Below are 19,712 nucleotides of genomic sequence, written 5' to 3' on the forward strand. Positions count from 1 at the left end.
GTCACTCCTTTAACACGGCATCGATATAAAGTTCTGGTTGCGTGAGCGGTTCGATTGCCTGGGTAATATACGGATGCATCAACTCAGCACCGAACCCATAGGCGACCGCCACAGCGAGCAAGAGGCAGACCGGGACGAGCAGACGACTTGCGTAAGGGACGAGTGGGCCGTCATACGTGCCGCGCTCTTCGCCCCAAAATCCGTTCAAGAAAATCTTGATGACCGAGAAGAGGACGAACAAGCTCGAGACGAGGACGAGAATCGGACCGAACAAGTCCCCTTCTCCGACCCCACCTTGGATGATGAGAAGCTTCCCGAAGAAGCCACTGAGCGGTGGGATTCCGGCGAGCGAGAGCGCCGCGATGAAGAACGTCCAACCGAACAGTGGGAAGCGGGTGATGAGCCCGCCCATGCCTCGGAGCTGCCCGGACCTCGTGATACCGATCATCATCCCGACGAGCATGAATAAGACGGCTTTAATCATCATGTCGTGAATCAAGTAGTAGAGCGCCCCTTCGAGCGACGTCTGCGTGTTGACCGCGATTCCGTACAAGATGACCCCGACGGCAATCATGATGTTATAGATGATGATGAGCTTGACGTCGTTATAGGCGATCGCCCCGACCATCCCGGTCACGATTGTGAGCACGGCGAGGACGATGAGGAACGTCTGTAAGAACGTCCCGTTCACGTCAAACAGGAGCGTATACGTCCGAAGAATCGAGTAGACCCCGACTTTCGTCAAAAGTGCTCCGAACAACGCGAGAATCGGCGTCGGTGCGACGACGTACGATCCCGGTAACCAGTAGTGAAGTGGCACGAGCGCCCCTTTCAACCCAAAGACGATGATGAACAACACCCCGATGACCGAGATGACGTTCGGATTGTCGACGAGCGGAATCTTTTGGGCAAGGTCGGCCAAACTGAGCGTCCCGACGGCACCGTATAAATACGCGACCGCCATGACGAACAGGGCCGAGGCGAGGACGTTGACGAGCAAGTATTTAATCGACTCGCGCAACTGCACGCCCTTGCCGCCGAGGACGATCAAGACGTAAGACGAGATCAAGAACACTTCAAAGAAGACGAACAAGTTAAAAATATCGCCAGTCGTGAAGGCGCCGTTTACCCCGACGAGCAAGAACAGCATCGCCACGTATAAGTAGTTCTCTTCATACGCCGTCGAAAAGTAATGGACAGCGAACCAGACGATGAAGAACGTGAGGAGCGTCGACGTCGTGACGAGGAGCGCAGACAACATGTCCGAGACGAGCGTGATCGAGAACGGCGCCGGCCAGTTCCCGAGGTTGAGGGTCATGATGCCCTCGTTCGAGACCGTGTGCACCAACAAGAGCGACACGAGCAACGTGATAAAGATCGATCCAAGTGCCAGTCCGCGCTGCAGACGCACGTTCTTTGGCAGGAACATCATGATGATCGCCGCGAGCGCCGGGATGACAATCGGAAACACAGGTAAGTTAATCATTCGATTCCGTTCCTTTCATTTCCTCCATATTATCCGTGTTCAGCTCTTGGTAGGCGCGGTAGGCGAGCACCAAGAAGAACGCGGTCACCCCGAAACTGATGACGATCGCCGTCAAGACGAGCGCTTGCGGTAACGGGTCGGTATAGTCGGTCACACCGTCGACGAGGACAGGTGCGGCCCCTGTCTTCAGTCCTGACATCGTCAAGACGAGCAAGTGGGCGGCGTGACTGAACAGTGACGTGCCGATGATGATGCGTAACAAACTCTTTGAGAGAATCATATAGACTGCACACATCGTCAAGACACCGATAATGATGCTAACGAAGATTTCCATTATTCACTCTCTCCAATCGTTTGAATGATCGTCATCGTGACGCCGATGACGACGAAGTAGACGCCGAGGTCGAAGGCAATCGCCGTATGGAGCGTCTCTTCACCAAGGAGCGGCAAGTAGAACTTGTCATAGGCGTGCGTGAAGAACGGCAAGTCGAAGAAGACAGAATGCATCGCCGTCAACACCGCGATGAGTGCCCCGAGCGCCGTCAGACGGCGATAATCGAACGGGAGCACCGTCGCGAGCGTCTTCGAGTCGAAGGCGAGGAGGAGCAGCACGAGTGCCGCTGCCGTCATCAATCCCCCGATGAATCCACCGCCCGGCGAGTAGTGACCCGAAAAGAACAAGTGAATCGAGAAGACGATGATGATGAAGAAGATGATCACCGCGGCCGTCTGCAAAATGACGTCATTGACGCGTTTATCACTTTTTGGCTTCATGTCCATGTTCACCTTCTCCTTTCGTACGTTGTGCTGTCGTTCTGAACTTGATCATCGTGTAAATCCCGAGACCGGCGACCGCGAGGACGATAATCTCGAACAATGTATCAAAGCCACGGAAGTCGACGAGGACGACGTTGACCATGTTCTTCCCGGCAGCCAATTCATAGACGTTTTCTTTATAGTATTCCGAGATCGAGCTGAGCGACTTGTTCGACAGCGTCATGAAGCTGAGCATCATGACCGTCACACCGACAAGGACCGACACGATCGCATTGCCGACTTTAAAGCGCATCCGCACTTCTTTCTTGCTGATTTCCGGCATGTGGTAGAACACGAGCAGGAAGAGCGCGACCGAAACCGTCTCGATGACGAGCTGTGTGAGCGCGAGGTCCGGCGCTTCGAAGAAGACGAAGAAGAGCGCGACACCATAGCCGACGACACCGAGCAAGATGATTGCCGGGAGACGCGAACGCATGAACAGAATCGCGAACGCGCTCAAGACGACGACCGCACCGAGCACATACTCATATGGCGCAATCTCGGCCATCTCGTCGAACGAGAAGTTGAACATCTCATACCACCACATCGAGAACAAGAGCATCCCCGACATGAAGACGAAGATGTAAATTAAATACGAGCGAATGAAGCCCGTCATGTAGTTGTCTTTGAAGCGGTACGCCGCCTTGTTCGACCAGACGAGCGAACCGTCGTACATTCCGTTGAGCGTCAAGCGGTACGGCACACGGTTGTAGATGCCCATCCATTTGTTGAGCGTGAAGAAGAGCACCGTCCCGAGCGCGACAATCCCGATTGTCATGAGCAACTCAGGCGTGATCCCGTGCCAGAAATACAAATCGACTTCGACTGCCTGTCCGCCTTCGACGAGCGACGGGTAAATCGATTCGACAGCCGGACGGATGAGCGTGTTCGATAACACGTTCGGGATGAAGCCGAGCACGACGACGAGCACGGCGAGAATCGCTGGTGGGATGAGCATCCCGATTGGCGCCTCGTGCGGCTGTTTCGGCAACTTGTCGAACTGGGCTTTGCCCATGAACGTCCGCGTGAAGATGATCAAGCTATAGACGAACGTGAACACGCTCGCGATGAACGCGACGACCGGGATGAGCAGGCCGATCGTGTCGAGCGCGAAGAAGTCGGCCGAGAACACTTTCGTCGTCGCCTTCAAGAACATCTCTTTACTGAGGAAGCCGTTGAACGGCGGTAGACCGGCCATCGACAACGAACCGATGACGGCGATCGTGAACGTGATCGGCATGACGGTCATCAAGCCGCCGAGCTTACGAATGTCACGCGTCCCGGTCTCGTGGTCGACGATTCCGACCATCATGAAGAGCGAGCCTTTGAACGTCGCGTGGTTAATCAAATGGAAGATCGCGGCAATCGTCGCGACCATGAAGATGTTGTCATCGACCCCGTCATAATGAAGCGCCGCAGCCCCAAGACCAAGGAGCGACATGATGAGACCGAGCTGACTGACGGTCGAATACGCGAGAATCCCTTTCAAATCGGTCTGTTTGACCGCATTGAACGACCCCCAGAAGAGGGTGAACGTCCCGAACGAGACGATGATCCATAGCCAGAGCGACGACTCTTGGAACACCGGACTCATCCGCGCGACCAAATAGAGCCCCGCCTTGACCATCGTCGCCGAGTGGAGGTATGCACTGACCGGAGTCGGTGCCTCCATCGCATCCGGTAACCAGATGTGGAACGGGAACTGCGCCGACTTCGTGAACGCCCCGAGCAAGATGAGAATCATCGCCGGGATGAAGAACGGGCTATCGACGATGACCGCTTGGTTCGCGACCATCTCTCGAATGCTGAACGAGCCGACCATCGACTCGAGGAGGACGATTCCCCCAAGCATCGACAGACCCCCAAACACGGTGATGAGCATCGATTTTTGCGCCCCGTAACGGGAACGCTCTTTCTCGTACCAGTAGCCGATCAAGAGGAACGACGAAATCGACGTCAACTCCCAGAACATGTACATGACGACCATGTTGTCGGACAAGACGACCCCGAGCATCGCCCCCATGAAGAGGAGCAAGTACACGTAAAAGTGGCCGAGAGATTCTTTGTCTTTATTCAAGTAATAAATCGAATACAAGACAACAAGCGCACCGATCCCCGTGATCAGGAGCGCGAACAAGAGGCCGAGCCCATCGACGTACGCCGTGAAGTTGATGCCGAGCGACGGCATCCAGCGGACCGTCTCCGTGACGACACCCCCATCACTCGTGATACCGATGTATCGGAAGAAGTACACGAATAGAAGCGTAGGGACGATTAATACGAACCACCCCGTATGTATTCGCTTCACTGCCCGAAACAGAAACGGGATAAACGGTGCCGCGAGGAGCGGCAATAAAATAGCGAGATGTAACACCGACAAGAAAATTCCTCCTTCGAACAGAGTCGTACAAGCGATATAGCGTGCCCAAACTAAAAGTAGGGTCATCTGACTACATCACGTCTCTACATGAGTATAGCGCAATTTTTCCGTTCTTAGCCATGATTAAAACTTCCCTGTTTCTTCACAAATTCAAACTATTTCTAAACTTTTAAATATGAAGGAACGCGTCGGAAAATGTAAAAAAAATCTCATAGTTCGTCTGTCGGGTGACATACAAAAAACAACCGACCGGAGATCCGATCGGCTGTTTTGGACATTATTGTGCTGTCGCGATGAACTCTTTCAACGCTTCTTTTGGTTGGAAGCCCATTGTCTTCGAGACAGGTTGACCGTCTTTGAACATCATGAGCGTCGGGATGCTTTGGATTTGGAAAGCGCCCGCGACTTCTGGGTTCTCATCCACGTCGAGTTTGACGATTTGGACTTGGTCGCCCATCTCTTGATCGAGCTCCTCAAGAACCGGTGCGATCATACGACACGGTCCACACCATGCTGCCCAAAAATCAACGAGGACGACGCCCTCTTGCACATCTTGTTCAAACGATTGAGTCGTTGCGTGTTTAATAGCCATTTGGTAAATACCTCCCCAATAAGATGTGAGAATCCACTCAGGAACCCTCATGCATTTCATGTTCAGAGTATACCACGGAGGGTAAGTTTCCCCAAACGTTCTGCACTTTAGCTACTGACGAGGTGCTTGCGGAACTCTTCTGTCAACAACGGGACGACGTCGAACAAGTCGCCGACGATGCCATAATCCGCCACCGTGAAGATGTTCGCCTCCGGGTCTTTGTTGATGGCGACGATCACTTTGGCGTTGCTCATGCCGGCCAAGTGCTGGATTGCCCCGGAAATACCGCACGCGATGTACAGGTCTGGCGTGACGACTTTCCCGGTCTGACCGATTTGGAGAGCGTAATCACAATAGTCAGCGTCACATGCTCCACGTGAAGCACCGACCGCCCCACCGAGCAGTTCCGCGAGTTCTTCGAGCGGCTTGAAGCCGTCCTCGCTCTTGACGCCACGGCCACCGGCGACGATGACTTTCGCCTCGGCGAGGTCGACTTTGCCGGTCGCTTTGCGGACGACTTCTTTGACGATCATCGCGAGGTCTTTCAGTTCGACGCTCGGTGTCTCGACCGATGCGCTCGCACCAGCCGTACGTGGTAACGCATCGATGTTGTTCGGTCGAATCGTGAAGAACATGACCGAGTCTTTGAACTTCACTTTCTCGAACGCTTTCCCTGAATAGATTGGACGGACGAACTCGGCGTCTTTACCAGATCCTTCGATCGAGACGACGTCACTGATGAGACCGGCGTCAAGACGGGCCGCGAGTTTCGGTGCGATGTCTTTGCCGAGCGCGGTATGGCCGAGGACGATTAAATCCGGTGACTCTTGCTCGATGAGCTGTCGGAGCACTTGCCCGTAACCGTCCGGCGTGTAATGTTTGAGACGCTCGTCTTCGACGACGAGGACACGTCCGGCGCCATATTCCCCGAGTTCGTTCGCAAGTGCTTTGACGTCTTCCCCGATGACGACAGCCGTCACGTCATCCGTCAATTGTTTCGCCGCAGCGATGGCTTCAAATGATACGTTCCGTAACGCGCCTTCACGCGCCTCTGCGAGTACTAAAGCTTTCATATGTGTGTCCCCCTTAAATGACTTTTGCTTCCGTGCGAAGTAATTGGACGAGCTCGCTCACTTGTGACGCCGTGTCCCCTTCAAGGATGCGTCCGGCTTTCTTCTCTTCCGGCAAGAACCGTTCAATCGTCTCGATTTTCGCTTCAATCTCATCTTCATCGAGGTCGATGTCCGAGAGGTCGAGCTCTTCGAGCGGCTTCTTCTTCGCCTTCATGATTCCTGGAAGGCTCGGGTAGCGTGGCTCGTTCAATCCTTGCTGCGCTGTGACGAGAAGCGGGAGCGCCACTTCAATCACTTCCGTGTCCCCTTCGACGTCACGCGTGACCGTCGCTGTCGTCCCGTCAATTTGAAGCTCGGTGATTGTCGTCACATAGTTCATGTCGAGCAGTTCCGCCACACGTGGGGCGACTTGACCGCTACCACCGTCGATGGCGACGTTCCCCGCAAAGATCAGGTCCGGCGCTTGTTCTTTCAAATACGTCGCGAGCACCTTCGAGATCGTCACATGGTCCGCGTCCTCGACGTCGTCCTCGATTGAGATGCGGACCGCCTTGTCCGCTCCCATCGCGAGGGCCGTGCGTAACTCTTTATCCGCATCGTCCGGACCGACCGTCACGACCGTGACTTCTCCCCCGAGATCGTCACGTTTGCGAATGGCTTCTTCGACCGCATATTCATCGTATGGGTTGATGATGAACTCGGCACCGTCTTCTTGAATTTCCCCGTTCTCGAGCTGAATCGCTTCCTCCGTATCGAACGTCCGTTTCAGCAATACAAAAATATTCATCGTAGTTCCCCCTTTAAGTTGTTCGCACCATCACTCATGAATCAGCATTCATTTTTTGGGCCAATGAGAGGGCTTACGGTTAAGCAAGCCCTTTTTTCAACATATGGTGTACTTTCGGCAGCGTCGACATCAAGTCGTACTTGAAGCCGCTCGCCATCCAACTCGTGACCACTTCATCGATCGTACCGAAAATCATCTGCCGCGCGAGCCGATAGTCGAGCTGTTTGTCGAACTCACCCGTCTCGATTCCGTGTGCGACGACCGCATCGATCAAGTTCAAATATGGTTTCAACACATCGCTAATCTTTTGACGCAATGCCAAGTTCGACTGCCGGAGCTCGATTTGCGTGACGACGGCGAGGTCGTAATCGGCCGACAGCTGTTTCAGATGTGACTCAATCAAGCGGCAAAGCTTGTCGGCGGCTGTCGCCTCTCGTTCAATCTGTTGCTTCGAATAGTCGATGAACAGCCCCATCTTCGTCTCGAACAACTCGATTAAGAGATGTTCTTTGTTCTTAAAGTACAGATAAATCGTCCCATCGGCGACACCCGCCTCTTTGGCGATGGCCGTCACTTTCGCACCGTGATACCCGTGGTCCGCAATCACTTTCACTGCCGCATCGATAATGCGGTCACTCTTTGATCCATTCTTTGTCATAAACCCCAAGCTCCTTACCGCTACTGAAAAATGAATGATGGTTCATTCATTTATTATTCTATCACGTGTGAAGGCCGTGTCAACTGCTTTGTTTCACTTGTTTCGCCTTCTCTTCATCGACGAGGACACGACGCAAAATCTTACCGACGAACGTCTTCGGCAACTCTTCGCGGAACTCGTACAGTTTCGGCACCTTATAGGCAGCAAGCTTCTCGCGGCAATGCTTGTCGAGCTCTTCTTCCGTCACGTCGACGCCGTCGCGCTTGACGATGAACGCCTTGACCGTCTCCCCGCGATACGGGTCCGGAACGCCGATACAGACCGCTTCTTTGACGGCCGGATGCTCATAGAGCACTTCCTCGATTTCACGCGGATAGACGTTGAAGCCACCGGCGATAATCATGTCTTTCTTCCGATCGACGATATAGAAGAACCCGTCCTCACCCATGTAACCGAGGTCGCCCGTCGCCAGCCATCCGTCTTTCAAGACGGTCGCCGTCTCTTCCGGCTTCTGCCAGTAGCCTTTCATCACTTGCGGACCGTGGAGCAAGACTTCACCAATCTCTCCGATTTCGGCCGGCGTCTCGCCGTCTGCCTTTACAATTTTAGCAGAAGTGTCCGACAGCGGCGCACCAATCGAGCCGACGATGCGCTTATCCCACAAGAAGTTCGCATGCGTCACCGGTGACGTCTCCGACAATCCGTACCCTTCGACGATCCGTCCGCCCGTGATTTTCTCGAACTGTTCTTGCACCTCGACCGGGAGCGGGGCCGAACCCGAGATACAGGCCTCGATGGACGATAGGTCATATTTCGACAGTTTCGGGTCGTTCAGGATGCCGACATACATCGTCGGTGCACCCGGGAAGAAGTGCGGTTTTTTCTTGTTGATCGTCTTCAGGACGTCGGTCACGTCGAAGCGCGGGACAAGGACGAGCTCATAGCCGTTCGCCACCCCGAAGTTTAGGCAGCACGTCATGCCGTAGACGTGGAAGAACGGGACGACGCTCAAGACGCGCTTCTCGTCCCCGCGGTTATATTTATAGAAGAAGTTCGAAATCTGATCGACGTTCGCCGACAAGTTGAAGTGCGTCAACATGACACCTTTCGGAAGACCGGTCGTCCCACCCGTATATTGCAAGACGGCGACATCTTCTTTCGGATCGACTTCAATCGGCTTCACCGGTCCAAAGTTTTTAAAGTCTTTGAACAAGACCGATCCTGTCGTGTCGATGACGATATTGTTTTCGCGCTTCACTTTAATCGGGTAGAGCTTGTTCTTTGGGAATGGGAGGTAATCGGCGATGCTCGTCGTAATAATCGTCTGGATATCCGTCTTCTCTTTGACGCGGAGCGATTTCGGATAGAGGAGGTCGAGCGTGATGACAATCTTGGCGCCCGAGTCGGTGATCAAATTTTCGAGCTCGTGCTCGGTATAGAGCGGGTTCGTCTGGACGACCGTGCCTCCGGCGTACAAGACGGCGTAGAACGAGATGACGTATTGCGGGCAGTTGGGAAGCATCAGGCTGACGCGGTCCCCTTTCTGCAGTCCCTTCGACTGCAACATCGTCGCGAGACGGTGCGCTGCATCGTCGATTTGGGCGTAGGTCAGCTCTTTTCCGATGAACGAGACGGCCTTCCGGTCCGGGAAATCTTTCGCGGCGCGGCTGAGCGCTTCATAAAGCGGCTTCACCTCATAGTCAATCGTCTCGGGCATGTCGGCTGGGTAATCTTGTAACCATGGTTTGTTCATCGCTTTTCCTCCTTGGAATGAATGATGGTTCAGTTAATTCCATTATATGACGAAGAAAACGCTTTCATCTACCCTTTACCCGATACTTTTCAGAAAATATCGAAAAAACGTGATTGGATGATGAAATCCAATCACGTTCAAATGCGTTTGAAGTAGTCTTCCGTCTGCGCCTCGTTACCGATTTTCTCATCGAGGCGAAGCACCAAGTCTTTCTCCCATTTGATTGTTGAGAAATCGATGCCGAGCCACGCCTCCATCTCCGGCCGTGAGAACGCGTACGTCCGGTTCGGGAAGGCGAAGCGGACGATTTCGGCGTTCTTGACGAGCGTGAAGTACGTCGCGGCGTTCCGGATGGCGAGCCGCTCTTGTTCAATCCGTTCGAGCTCCGGATCGTCATAGCGCACGGTCAGACCGTACGGACGCTTCTTCGTCTGCAGCTCGATCGACTTGTAACAGTCATGCATCGGCAAGTTTTGGGCAATCCCGATGACGGCGCTATTGTCGCCAACGTATGAACCTTTGTATTGGAACGGATTCGGGCGATCTGTCGACGAATCCGCACAACCCGTTAAGACGAGGAGCAGGGCGAGCAATAGACTGAACCGTTTCATCGGAATGCCTCCTTATGATTTGAGCTGCAAGTTGAAGCGGTAAAGCAGACGTCTCGCGAGTAAGTGCGCGAGGAAGCCGCCGATCAAGAAGCCAATAATATACAGCGTCACACTCGTCGGGTACGAGAATGCCGAGAAAATGATGCCCCCGAGCATGGCGAAACAAATGACCATCACGACATGGACGAGCCAGAGCCAGCCTGTGAACATGAAGAAGCGGCCGTTGTTCTCCTGCGGGGCCCGGTTGAACGTGAGAAGACCGAGCGCGAACGTCAACCCAATGAAGAGAAGTGAACTGAATATCCCGACTGTCGAAAAGTCACGCCACACCGAGTTGTCGGTAAACAAGTTATACGTGTCGACATTTGCGATGTTCACAAGCGGTGACACGATGCGCATCGGAAGGCTTTCCATTGCTGCCGAGTACCAGTCGTACGAGACATATCCTGCAGTCGCTTGAATCGACCCGTACACCAATGACAAAATTCCAACCGGGAACAAGAAAGCAACAATCGACCAGAGCACTTGAGAAATTGCTTCGCCTCCGAACGAGCCCATCCAAAGCGACAACGTGAAGACAGAAATACCGACCAAGATGACAAAACCGAGGACAGCAAGCACTTTCAACGTCTGCCCTTCAATCAAGAACGCATAGCGTGACGTGTGAATCACGACGAGCATGATTGCCCCGCCAATCAGTGATGAGAGGATGATGCCACTGACGCCGATCAACCATTTTGATATGTACAGCTGGTTGCGGCTGAATGGGAGTGACATCGAAAAGTCGGACATTTGGCTGTTGCGCTCACTGCCAATCAAGACGGACGCCATTAAAAATCCGAACACGACGTAGAGGAAGAAGACCGTCTCGAGCGGTAAGAGCGACCCTAAGTCACCAATCCAATAGCCAGCCCCGGCTGTCGTATTGAAAAAGTCTTCCGTCGTGAGTGTGGTGATGTCGTTCGGTGTCCCTTCCTGATACTGCGAAGGGTTATTTTGAATATCTTGGATCTGTTCATCATAAAACTGCATCTCATTGAACACTGGAATCGTATAGGCGAGAATCCCGAGCCCGATGAGTAAGATCCATAAGAGCGACACTTGTTTCCAATCTTTTTTTAGTAGCACGTTAGACAACATTCGCCTCACCTCCTAATTGGACGCGGAACACATCTTCTAGTGACATCGGAATCTCTTCGACGAGCATCGGCTTGTAGCTGTCGACGAACGCCTCGAGCTCATCCGACCGCTCCCGGGCCATGAACAAGACGACACGCCCGGTCACGCTTAAAATTTCGATGTCTTTTCGTTCGAGCAGCGCGACCGGCACCTCGTCTTGGAAGACGACTTGCCACTTCACGCTCAAGGCACGCGCCTCTTCGAGCGTCATGACGGCTTTGACCCGTCCCTTTTCAATCATGATGACACGGTCGGCGATTCGCTCGAGCTCGTGCAACTGGTGACTCGAGACGATGATCGAGCAATCACGCTGCTCGATTTGCGCGATCATGAGCTTCAAGACGTCCGCTTTGGCGACAACATCGAGTCCGTCGGTCGGTTCATCGAGAAGATAGTACTTCGCCTGGACAGCGAACGCGAGCGACAGCGTCACCATCGCCTTCTGTCCTTTCGAGAGCTGGCGAATCTTCTTGTTGTCGATGTTGTAGCGCGTGAGCGTCTCACGGAACGTCGAGCGGTTGAACGACGGATAGATCGACTCGTATAAGGCAGCTGCTTCGTTCACCGTGTAATGTTTGAGCGCGTCGGCCGAGTCGGGCACGAAGATGACGTCCCGTTTCAATTCCGGCGTGTTGAAGATACTCGTCTTCCCATATAAGACATCGCCTGCGTCCGGTCGGATGATGCCGACCACCGTCCGGAGGAGCGTCGTCTTGCCGGCCCCGTTCCGTCCGACGAGCGCGACGATCTCGCCGCGATGGACCGTGAAGTCGACCCCGTCGAGCACGGTCTGTCGATCAATTTTCTTCGTTAGTTGCTGGACTGTCAGCATGACTCTCCCCTACTTTCTTATATTCGGTCTCGAACAACGTCACCGCTTCGTCGAACGAGACGTTCGCGTAATGGCAATCGATGGCGAGTTTTTGAATGGCTTCAATCACCGGTCCGCGTGAAGCGTCCTGGTCGACCCAATCCTTTGACACGAACGTGCCACGGCCACGATGCATCTCGAGCAGTCCGAGACGCTCGAGCTCTTGGTAGGCCTTACTGACCGTATTCGGGTTGATGACGAGGTCGGTCGCGAGTTCGCGTACCGACATGACCTTGTCCCCGGGCCGTAAAATGCCACGGATGACGAGCGCTTTCGTCTGGTTGACGATCTGTTCGTATAATGGTTCCGAACTTTTCATATCGATGTTGTAAAGCAATGGCTCACACCCTCTCCTTAAATCCGTTATAAGTGTATTATATGTACTAGCACACGTAAATGCAATAGTTCTTCGATGGCATCTTTAGTTTACAGGTAATTGGAAATAATTTGTATACGCCTTTAGACCGAGACGTGGGTGGGACTTTTCGGGTACATTGGAGGAGAGGTGACAGCAGACATGAAAAAGAGATTATTGATTGGCGCAGCCGCCCTCTTCGTGGCAGGCACGATGTACGGACGCGGCGAAGCGACGGAACGTTACGAGACATACATTTATGACACATATGGGGAAAACGTCGAGGTGGACGTGTCACGTGATTGGAAAATGGCGAACTTCAAAGCGACGTTTGAACTCGAACGTCCCCCACTCCGAGGCACGTATCACGCCCGGACGTACGGTGACGGGACAATCCATGACGACGTGATGCCGACGTACTGGGTGAACGAAGCAGAGTCGACGTTACACACCCGGCTCGTCGACGCGAATGCCTTGACGGAAGCAGAGACCGTGCGCGCGACCGTGTTCGATGGCGCCGGACGAGGACAGACGATCGAGACGATGCCGGCGACGTCCATCTTCGAACTGAACCCTGAACGATTTTTAGGTGTCGCGATCATGTTGCACGAGGCGTGGGACAATACGGACGAGCAAAAGCAACGCGTCCTCGACATCATCCGTCTGCTCGAGGACGATGTGAGGTCGATTCACTTCTCGTTCGACGGGACGCCGGATGAGGATGACGACTTCACGGAACGTTATTTGAACGTGACGCAGAACGGGCGCGACGGCGAGCCCTCGTTCGCCTCGCTCCAGACGATCGACGACTTGAACGACCACGACCGGCTATATGGGTTCGACGAGACGACGTTCATCACGGAATACCGCTTTGACGGGACGGAATATGAGGAGTGATCACCATTCGCAAAAGCGGATGGTTTTTTTGTGAGCATTCTCCTTTACAGGACATCGTGAATGTTTTACATTTGACGAGTCAACAATTGACTTATCAAATGAGAGGGGTGAGACACCACAGATGGAGTTACGAGACATCAGCCGACTGCTGTACCAAATCAAACTGGCGGACCAACGCGTCGCGACCTCGTTCGAGAAAGAGACGGGGTTCAGCCTGACCCGTTATGAGATGCTCATGATTGTGCATGACAAGGGCATCTGTTCGCAAAGCGAGATTCAGCAGGCGATGAAAATCGACAATGCGGCCATCACCCGCCATTTGAAGATCCTTGAAGAAAAAGGCTACGTCCGACGGGAACGGAACACGGCGAACCATCGTGAAGTGTTCGTCCATTTGACCGACGAAGCCAAGTATGACTTGACGAGCTGTGAACAAGATCACGACCGCGGCAAGCATTTGATTACGAGAGTGCTGTCCGAGTCAGAAATCAATCAGCTGTCGAGTCTGCTGCAAAAGCTGAACCAACTATAACAAGAGAGAAAGAGGTAATATCCATGGCAACTACATTCGAAAACAACACATTCACTGACGTGATGCTCGGTCGCAAATCGATCCGCGTCTACGACGAGAACGTCAAAATCTCACAACTTGAAATGCTTCAAATGATCGAGGAAGCGACAACAGCCCCGTCTTCAGTCAACATGCAACCATGGCGCTTCGTCGTCGTCGAGAGCCCAGAGGCGAAAGAGACGCTCAAGCCGCTCATCCGCTTCAACGTCCGTCAAAACGATACGTCGGCTGCGATGGTGCTCATCTTCGGTGACATGGAATGTTACGAATATGGCGAACAGATTTACGACCAAGCTGTCGCGGAAGGCAAAATGCCACAAGAAGTACGCGACCAGCAGCTCGGCGCCATCCTCCCGTACTACAAAAACTTGTCTAAACAAGAGATGAACGACATCGTCAAAATCGACTCGAGCCTCGCCGCGATGCAGTTCATGCTCGTCGCCCGTGCGCACGGTTACGACACGAACCCGATCGGCGGTTTCGAGAAAGACCAACTTGCGGAAGCGTTCGGTTTAGACAAAGACCGCTACGTGCCGGTCATGATTCTCTCAGTCGGTAAAGCTGCAGAAGAAGGCTACCAATCGGTCCGCCTCGACGCTGAAACAATCACGAACTTCAAATAATCGGAGGAACCCCACATGATCCTAATCAATGCCATCTTCGACGTGAAAGAAGACGCGTTTGACAGCTTCTTAGCGGACATCAACAAGCTCATCGATTCGTCGAAACAAGAAGCCGGTTGCTTGAGCAATGAGCTGTTCCAATCGACGACGTCAGAGAACCGGTTCGTCATGATCGAGAACTGGGCCGACCAAGCGGCCGTCGAGCAACACAACCAAAACCCGGACCTCATCGCGTTCGCTCAAAACGTAGGCAACTACGTGACGGCGAAACCGGTGCTCCATGTGACGGAAGTGAACTGAACAAAAAACTCCGCCCTACATGATGTAGGAGCGGAGTTTTGCTTATAGTCCGATGATCGCGACCGACACACCGAGGACACCGATGAGCGCCATCGCGTAAACCGGTACGCGTGGCATCTCGCCGTTGTTATCGAGCGCCTTCCCGAACATGTAGAACACGAGCGGGTGAACGAGGAACGGCATCGAGAAGATGAGCGGGATGAGAAGCGATGCTTCCGTCCCGAACATGCCGCCTTGAATCGCCGCGAAGAGACCGAAGTGCGAGATCGCAGACGACTGGGCCATTGCCGAATAGTCGAATGCGATCGTGCTGAAGCTGAGGAGCACGAGTCCGCCGAAGACGGCCATGATCTGCCAGCCGAACGAGAACTGCATGAGCGCCTTGACTTCTTTGAAGTCTTCGCCGTTCGCAGCGCGCAAGTTTTTGAGCGCGAGGAACGTGAGCGTGAGACCGACCAAGACGATGATCGCCGTCGGCCAAATCCAGAGCGCCCCGTTATCGGCACTGACTGCCAAAATCGAGAAGACGAAGATGTGACCGAAGAACGGGATGTTGATCATGATCGGGGCACGTTTCGCTGCGACTTTCCCGAAGTCACCAGCCGTACATGCGCCTGTGAGACCACTATGCGACAGTGATCCGGCCATACCTGGTGCGAGGTTACGGATATGCGCCGTGCGGGCGAACCACATGAGAAGCGCAATCCCACCGAACATCCAGAACAACTGGCCGAAGAATCCGTAGAAGAGGACCGAGTTCATACCTTCGATGGCGAACGCGTCACTGATGCGTGACCCCCCGACCATGAAGTTCGCTGCCAAGACGACCGGGATTCCGGCGAAGAGGAGCGCGCGAACCGTCGGACCATACGTCCAGTTTTGGAAGATGGCACCGAGTGCTGACGAGACGATCATCGCGAAGAAAATCTGCGGGAGCGCGATGACGGGTTGGACGAGCATGGCAATCGCGTACGAGACGAACAAGATGGCGAGAAGAATCACCGTCTCAATCAAACCTTTACGCATATACACTTGTTTGTCGTCGATTTGCGCCTTGTGGTCGATCAAGAGGAACGACGCCGCGAGACCGATTAATGCGAGGATCGGGTAGTAAAGCATGATGCCTTCCGCCGTACCCGGTTGAATCATCATACGGAAGAACCCTTCTAGTCCGACGAGCAAGAAGAACGAACGGAGGATGAAGATGAACTGCGTCCGTCCCGTTCCGAGGAACATCTCTTCTTTTGACGGCACGACGATGTCTTTTACGTCGAGCGCTTGCTTGCTTAAGATTTTACGAAGCTCTTGTCCCCCGACGAAGAACGAGACGACGAGCGCGATAATCGTCGTCCGTGACATAAAGTCGACGAGTGGGAACTCCGGGAGACCCGGTGTCGCGATGCCCATCTCGACCATGACGAAGCCGAGACCGAGGCCGAAGATGACGATGACGAGGATTGGCGAGAACCGTGAACCGGCCACGACCATCCGTGACAAGATGACCATCGGGATGACGAAGGCCATTAACAACCAAAACTGGTTGAGTAATTGAACTTGAGATAACTGCTGTACAATTTCCATGGATAAACCCCTTATACATTTTTTTCACACTGTCTCGAAGTGTAACGCATTGTCGATTTTGTGACAAGGGGGTGTGACGTATTGTAAATATTGAAAGCGGAACCAAGTGAAATGGTCCCGCTTTCGGTTAGTTATTCGATTGACGAAGACCCCAAATGCCTTTATTTCCTGTGGCATAAAACAAGTCTTCTTTCCCGGCGAAACTTGCGGAATCACTCGAGTGGGCACGAATTTGTTTGTTGACGTGCGCCTTCCAATCTTTGTAACGATCGAGTTCGAGTTGATAGTATGATTTTTCGACATACGCATAAATGTCTTTTAAAGATGCCGTCCCACCGTGGTGTTGGAGGGCAAACTGGATTTTACGTAGTAACAGGCGTTTCACATTACCCCACCTTTCTACTTCTGTTTCATTTCAAAGTAGTCTTCTAATTTGTTTTCAACTGCTAATTGAATAGCAGCATGCGCTTGTTTAGTCGGAATGCAGTACTTCTCTCTGACAATAAGTTTCCCATTTGCATTCTCAAATGGTGATTTACCTGTTTTTGGTGATTCTGTCGTCAAGGCTTTAAACGGTAGCGAATTTAGATGACGTTCTATTTCCTTCTGTGAAAATGATTCTTGAAATATTTTAGCGATACCATTTAATGAATGTTCTTCACTTTGCTTTCTTACCAAATCGTAGTACTCTTTTGCGATCACATCAGCTGATAATGGGTGAAACCAATCTTCAAATCCTCTATTGAGCATGATTTGGATAACATTCATTTTATATGTACCTTGACGCGCAAAACCATCAATAAAGTTACAAAAAGACTGTATAGCGATCTCTGATGAGTTGATAGGTATTTTATCGTTCAGCATGCTCATCCTTTCGCTTTCCGACTAAAGTAGTAATGTAATCGAACATCTACAATCTGTTTAACCCATTCATAAACGGTTAGATTGCGGAACGCTTCATTGAATTCAATATGCAGAGTTTCATCTTCTACATAAAACGGTCCTTTGGCAATTTTATCGAATGGCATTCGTAACAATAATTTTTCAATTTTTTGTTGATGGAATGGTTGCTGAAAGTCTTTTGTCTGTCCATCAATCTGCTGACGATATGGTTTATTTTTAATGTATTCATAAAAAGGAAGAGCGGCTTCAGATGCTTTAAGTGGCTTGTACCAGTTCTCTTCTCCTCGTTTTAGCATAATTGAAAGTACAATCATTTTATAGCTTTTGGTCATGCTCGTGTATTCCACCTCGATAAGAAGCGACTTTACATCATTGTATATTCTCGCTTCTTCCTCACTTAGTTCTCCCAGTTTATGAAAGAATCCGAAGAACCCACCAAGCTTTCTCCATTCGGAACGATAAGCGTCTATAGAGTACTCTCCTCGTTGGATTAATTCCATGTAGCTCGGGCGCCTACCTATTTCTTCTTTCACCATGAAATAATTTTGTTTAAGTAATTGCTGACGCGTTGAGGAACGTGTCACCATTTTCTTCAGTAAGCCAACAGTCTGTAAATCAAACTCAATTGTACATGACGAAGGTAGATCAATCGTAGTTGGTAAGGAACTCACTGTATCTTGTCGGCTAGTCGTCAACAAAGCCAATTTCTTATCAATATTTTTATAGTTCCCAATTAAATCGATAATCGTACAATGCGTCTTTCCTTTTGATAGACGTAGCCCTCGTCCAATTTGTTGGGTGAATACTGTCAATGATTCAGTCGGACGACAGAACAATAGCGTATCGATTTCAGGAATATCGACACCTTCATTAAATAGATTCACTGCAAAAATGATGTCCAATTGTCCTTGCTTTAATTGGGCAATTACTTCCGTTCGATCATAATCGGCCTGACTATGAAGCGCTACCGCTTGTACTCCTTGCCTCCTGAAATAATCAGCCAAATATTCAGCTTGTATAACGGAAGAACAAAAGCCGAGTGCTCTCGATTGATGATGCTCTGACCAGGCCCTATAAATCTTCTCGGCAACACTTTCTTTTAACTGTTCTGCCAATAACTCTTCTTGATCATAACGACGTCCATTGATCAGACGAATCTGAGAGTAGTCGATTTCATCATAGATTCCAACGTAATGAAACGGGGTTAAAAACGATTCTTCAATCGCTTCCGTAAAGTGCATCTGGAAGGCGACGTTATCATCACAAAGTGCATATACGTCTCCTCCGTCTAAACGGTCAGGCGTTGCAGTCAAACCGAGTAAGAACTTCGGTTGAAAATAATCTAGCACTCGACGGTAGGAAGGAGCAGCCGAATGATGGAACTCATCCACGATTATCAAATCGAATTGCTCCGGGTCATATTGCTCCATCCTTTGTTTCGAAGCTAACGTTTGAATCGAGGCGAACACGACGTCAGCAGTATCTTGATTTCTTGATTCACCACCGAGTAGTAACCCAGTCTTCCAGTCATTCGCCACATTGAGGAATGACTTTTCTGCTTGTAACAAAAGTTCTCTTTGATGTGCAACGAAAAGGACACGTTTGAATTGTCGTGCAAAGAATGCACTCAAATACGTTTTCCCTAATCCTGTCGCCAAGACGAGCATAGCCTTTTTCCGACCTTCCGCCATCGTTTCTCGGAGAGCCAATAACGCTGCGTCTTGGACAGACGTCGGGGTAATCGAATCATCTTCTATGTAGACGGGAGAATGTTCAGCGACCTCCCATTCTTTCATTCGATCCTTTCGCGCTTCATACTCTTCACGATAAGGCTGTAACGAGACTGGATTCATCATTTGCGCATATTCACTATAAAATAATTCATGGAACGCAGCGACTGACTCTTCGAACACTTCCTCTGACACATTCGAAGGAATTTCAACATTCCATTCCACACCATGATTTAACGCACTATGCGATAAATTCGAGGAACCCACAAAAAACGTACCGCTTTCTATTGTACGGAACAAATACGCCTTTGGATGGAACGACCTCCCTTTTGAGCGGTATAGCCGGAGCTCATGATTATTGCATTTAAAATGAGCCACTTGTGCATTCTTCTGAGCCACCGAGTGCGGACAACTGAGCCACTCAGTGCGGACACTATACCACTTATACGCTTAATAGCTTTTCTCCCCTATACTTGAGATGCATGCCGTCGGCATGACATTGAAGTATGGGGGTTTTGTTTTGATTGATGGTCGCAAGATACTGGA

21 protein-coding genes are annotated in these 19,712 nt (G+C 51.6%); 4 read left to right on the forward strand and 17 right to left on the reverse strand.

Going from position 1 to position 19,712, the window contains the following annotated elements; translation table 11 throughout:
* Position 1: 1 nt before the first annotated feature.
* The 13 genes from KNP76_RS03545 to KNP76_RS03605 all read right to left on the reverse strand — a co-directional run bounded on the left by KNP76_RS03545 (position 2) and on the right by KNP76_RS03605 (position 12,525).
* Positions 2-1,486: a Na+/H+ antiporter subunit D gene (locus KNP76_RS03545; RefSeq protein WP_034816374.1), complete on the reverse strand. Its 1,485-nt coding sequence runs from the start codon at positions 1,484-1,486 to the stop codon at positions 2-4.
* Positions 1,479-1,820 (reverse strand): Na(+)/H(+) antiporter subunit C, encoded by a 342-nt coding sequence (locus tag KNP76_RS03550; protein ID WP_034816376.1) that lies wholly within the window; start codon positions 1,818-1,820, stop codon positions 1,479-1,481. Before KNP76_RS03550 ends, KNP76_RS03545 begins: the two co-directional genes overlap by 8 nt.
* Complete coding sequence (locus KNP76_RS03555; protein ID WP_034816510.1) at positions 1,820-2,260, reverse strand: Na(+)/H(+) antiporter subunit B; 441 nt, start codon at positions 2,258-2,260, stop codon at positions 1,820-1,822. The genes KNP76_RS03550 and KNP76_RS03555 overlap by 1 nt, the downstream gene beginning before the upstream one ends.
* Positions 2,244-4,682 (reverse strand): Na+/H+ antiporter subunit A, encoded by a 2,439-nt coding sequence (locus tag KNP76_RS03560; protein ID WP_034816378.1) that lies wholly within the window; start codon positions 4,680-4,682, stop codon positions 2,244-2,246. The genes KNP76_RS03555 and KNP76_RS03560 overlap by 17 nt, the downstream gene beginning before the upstream one ends.
* A 277-nt stretch (positions 4,683-4,959) precedes the next feature.
* Positions 4,960-5,274, reverse strand: coding sequence for a thioredoxin (trxA, locus tag KNP76_RS03565; protein WP_214842707.1), 315 nt, complete (start codon positions 5,272-5,274; stop codon positions 4,960-4,962).
* 107 nt (positions 5,275-5,381) lie between these two features.
* The gene (locus KNP76_RS03570) at positions 5,382-6,347 is read right to left on the reverse strand and encodes an electron transfer flavoprotein subunit alpha/FixB family protein (protein ID WP_214842709.1); all 966 of its coding nucleotides are present in this window, start codon (positions 6,345-6,347) and stop codon (positions 5,382-5,384) included.
* 13 nt (positions 6,348-6,360) lie between these two features.
* Entirely contained in the window at positions 6,361-7,134 is a 774-nt protein-coding gene (locus KNP76_RS03575) for an electron transfer flavoprotein subunit beta/FixA family protein (protein ID WP_034809796.1), read from the reverse strand.
* A gap of 79 nt (positions 7,135-7,213) precedes the next feature.
* The gene (locus KNP76_RS03580) at positions 7,214-7,792 is read right to left on the reverse strand and encodes a fatty acid metabolism transcriptional regulator FadR (protein ID WP_214842711.1); all 579 of its coding nucleotides are present in this window, start codon (positions 7,790-7,792) and stop codon (positions 7,214-7,216) included.
* A 79-nt stretch (positions 7,793-7,871) separates the two neighbouring features.
* A complete protein-coding gene (locus KNP76_RS03585) occupies positions 7,872-9,545 on the reverse strand; it encodes an AMP-binding protein (RefSeq protein WP_214842713.1) in 1,674 nt (557 codons plus the stop codon).
* Between the two features lie 137 nt (positions 9,546-9,682).
* Positions 9,683-10,156, reverse strand: a complete 474-nt coding sequence (locus tag KNP76_RS03590) for a DUF4825 domain-containing protein (protein WP_214842715.1) — start codon at positions 10,154-10,156, stop codon at positions 9,683-9,685.
* Positions 10,157-10,168: 12 nt separating this feature from the next.
* Positions 10,169-11,296, reverse strand: coding sequence for an ABC transporter permease subunit (locus tag KNP76_RS03595; protein ID WP_214842717.1), 1,128 nt, complete (start codon positions 11,294-11,296; stop codon positions 10,169-10,171).
* Complete coding sequence (locus tag KNP76_RS03600; protein WP_214842719.1) at positions 11,286-12,167, reverse strand: ABC transporter ATP-binding protein; 882 nt, start codon at positions 12,165-12,167, stop codon at positions 11,286-11,288. The genes KNP76_RS03595 and KNP76_RS03600 overlap by 11 nt, the downstream gene beginning before the upstream one ends.
* The gene (locus KNP76_RS03605) at positions 12,133-12,525 is read right to left on the reverse strand and encodes a GntR family transcriptional regulator (RefSeq protein ID WP_251137318.1); all 393 of its coding nucleotides are present in this window, start codon (positions 12,523-12,525) and stop codon (positions 12,133-12,135) included. The genes KNP76_RS03600 and KNP76_RS03605 overlap by 35 nt, the downstream gene beginning before the upstream one ends.
* A 198-nt stretch (positions 12,526-12,723) precedes the next feature.
* On the opposite strand from KNP76_RS03605, the gene KNP76_RS03610 reads away from it, so the two are divergent.
* The 4 genes from KNP76_RS03610 to KNP76_RS03625 all read left to right on the forward strand — a co-directional run bounded on the left by KNP76_RS03610 (position 12,724) and on the right by KNP76_RS03625 (position 14,952).
* Positions 12,724-13,458: a hypothetical protein gene (locus KNP76_RS03610; RefSeq protein WP_214842721.1), complete on the forward strand. Its 735-nt coding sequence runs from the start codon at positions 12,724-12,726 to the stop codon at positions 13,456-13,458.
* A 121-nt stretch (positions 13,459-13,579) separates the two neighbouring features.
* The gene (locus KNP76_RS03615; protein ID WP_214842723.1) at positions 13,580-13,990 is read left to right on the forward strand and encodes a MarR family winged helix-turn-helix transcriptional regulator; all 411 of its coding nucleotides are present in this window, start codon (positions 13,580-13,582) and stop codon (positions 13,988-13,990) included.
* A 23-nt stretch (positions 13,991-14,013) separates the two neighbouring features.
* Entirely contained in the window at positions 14,014-14,652 is a 639-nt protein-coding gene (locus KNP76_RS03620) for a nitroreductase family protein (RefSeq protein WP_214842725.1), read from the forward strand.
* A 15-nt stretch (positions 14,653-14,667) separates the two neighbouring features.
* On the forward strand, positions 14,668-14,952 hold the full coding sequence (locus KNP76_RS03625; RefSeq protein WP_214842726.1) for a putative quinol monooxygenase: 285 nt from the start codon (positions 14,668-14,670) through the stop codon (positions 14,950-14,952).
* A gap of 42 nt (positions 14,953-14,994) precedes the next feature.
* Here KNP76_RS03625 and KNP76_RS03630 read toward each other — a convergent pair whose 3' ends face one another.
* From KNP76_RS03630 to KNP76_RS03645, 4 genes are all read right to left on the reverse strand, one after another.
* Positions 14,995-16,533, reverse strand: coding sequence for a hypothetical protein (locus KNP76_RS03630; RefSeq protein ID WP_214842729.1), 1,539 nt, complete (start codon positions 16,531-16,533; stop codon positions 14,995-14,997).
* Positions 16,534-16,660: 127 nt separating this feature from the next.
* On the reverse strand, positions 16,661-16,918 hold the full coding sequence (locus KNP76_RS03635) for a hypothetical protein (RefSeq protein WP_214842731.1): 258 nt from the start codon (positions 16,916-16,918) through the stop codon (positions 16,661-16,663).
* A 14-nt stretch (positions 16,919-16,932) separates the two neighbouring features.
* Entirely contained in the window at positions 16,933-17,397 is a 465-nt protein-coding gene (locus KNP76_RS03640) for a hypothetical protein (RefSeq protein WP_214842733.1), read from the reverse strand.
* Between the two features lie 2 nt (positions 17,398-17,399).
* Positions 17,400-19,466: a DEAD/DEAH box helicase gene (locus tag KNP76_RS03645; protein ID WP_371816147.1), complete on the reverse strand. Its 2,067-nt coding sequence runs from the start codon at positions 19,464-19,466 to the stop codon at positions 17,400-17,402.
* Between the last annotated feature and the right edge of the window lie 246 nt (positions 19,467-19,712).

The organism is Exiguobacterium sp. s150 (genome assembly GCF_018618435.1).
GTDB classification, from domain to species: domain Bacteria; phylum Bacillota; class Bacilli; order Exiguobacteriales; family Exiguobacteriaceae; genus Exiguobacterium; species Exiguobacterium alkaliphilum.

Excerpts from the sequence above, each read along its gene's own strand:
- KNP76_RS03580 (WP_214842711.1), bottom strand. The coding sequence starts at position 7,792 with ATGACAAAGAATGGATCAAAGAGTGACCGCATTATCGATGCGGCAGTG.
- KNP76_RS03640 (WP_214842733.1), bottom strand. The coding sequence starts at position 17,397 with ATGCTGAACGATAAAATACCTATCAACTCATCAGAGATCGCTATACAG.
- KNP76_RS03615 (WP_214842723.1), top strand. The coding sequence starts at position 13,580 with ATGGAGTTACGAGACATCAGCCGACTGCTGTACCAAATCAAACTGGCG.
- KNP76_RS03570 (WP_214842709.1), bottom strand. The coding sequence starts at position 6,347 with ATGAAAGCTTTAGTACTCGCAGAGGCGCGTGAAGGCGCGTTACGGAAC.
- KNP76_RS03620 (WP_214842725.1), top strand. The coding sequence starts at position 14,014 with ATGGCAACTACATTCGAAAACAACACATTCACTGACGTGATGCTCGGT.
- KNP76_RS03610 (WP_214842721.1), top strand. The coding sequence starts at position 12,724 with ATGAAAAAGAGATTATTGATTGGCGCAGCCGCCCTCTTCGTGGCAGGC.
- KNP76_RS03605 (WP_251137318.1), bottom strand. The coding sequence starts at position 12,525 with ATGAAAAGTTCGGAACCATTATACGAACAGATCGTCAACCAGACGAAA.
- KNP76_RS03595 (WP_214842717.1), bottom strand. The coding sequence starts at position 11,296 with ATGTTGTCTAACGTGCTACTAAAAAAAGATTGGAAACAAGTGTCGCTC.
- KNP76_RS03625 (WP_214842726.1), top strand. The coding sequence starts at position 14,668 with ATGATCCTAATCAATGCCATCTTCGACGTGAAAGAAGACGCGTTTGAC.
- KNP76_RS03555 (WP_034816510.1), bottom strand. The coding sequence starts at position 2,260 with ATGAAGCCAAAAAGTGATAAACGCGTCAATGACGTCATTTTGCAGACG.
- KNP76_RS03585 (WP_214842713.1), bottom strand. The coding sequence starts at position 9,545 with ATGAACAAACCATGGTTACAAGATTACCCAGCCGACATGCCCGAGACG.
- KNP76_RS03550 (WP_034816376.1), bottom strand. The coding sequence starts at position 1,820 with ATGGAAATCTTCGTTAGCATCATTATCGGTGTCTTGACGATGTGTGCA.
- KNP76_RS03545 (WP_034816374.1), bottom strand. The coding sequence starts at position 1,486 with ATGATTAACTTACCTGTGTTTCCGATTGTCATCCCGGCGCTCGCGGCG.
- KNP76_RS03630 (WP_214842729.1), bottom strand. The coding sequence starts at position 16,533 with ATGGAAATTGTACAGCAGTTATCTCAAGTTCAATTACTCAACCAGTTT.
- KNP76_RS03575 (WP_034809796.1), bottom strand. The coding sequence starts at position 7,134 with ATGAATATTTTTGTATTGCTGAAACGGACGTTCGATACGGAGGAAGCG.
- KNP76_RS03600 (WP_214842719.1), bottom strand. The coding sequence starts at position 12,167 with ATGCTGACAGTCCAGCAACTAACGAAGAAAATTGATCGACAGACCGTG.
- trxA (WP_214842707.1), bottom strand. The coding sequence starts at position 5,274 with ATGGCTATTAAACACGCAACGACTCAATCGTTTGAACAAGATGTGCAA.
- KNP76_RS03590 (WP_214842715.1), bottom strand. The coding sequence starts at position 10,156 with ATGAAACGGTTCAGTCTATTGCTCGCCCTGCTCCTCGTCTTAACGGGT.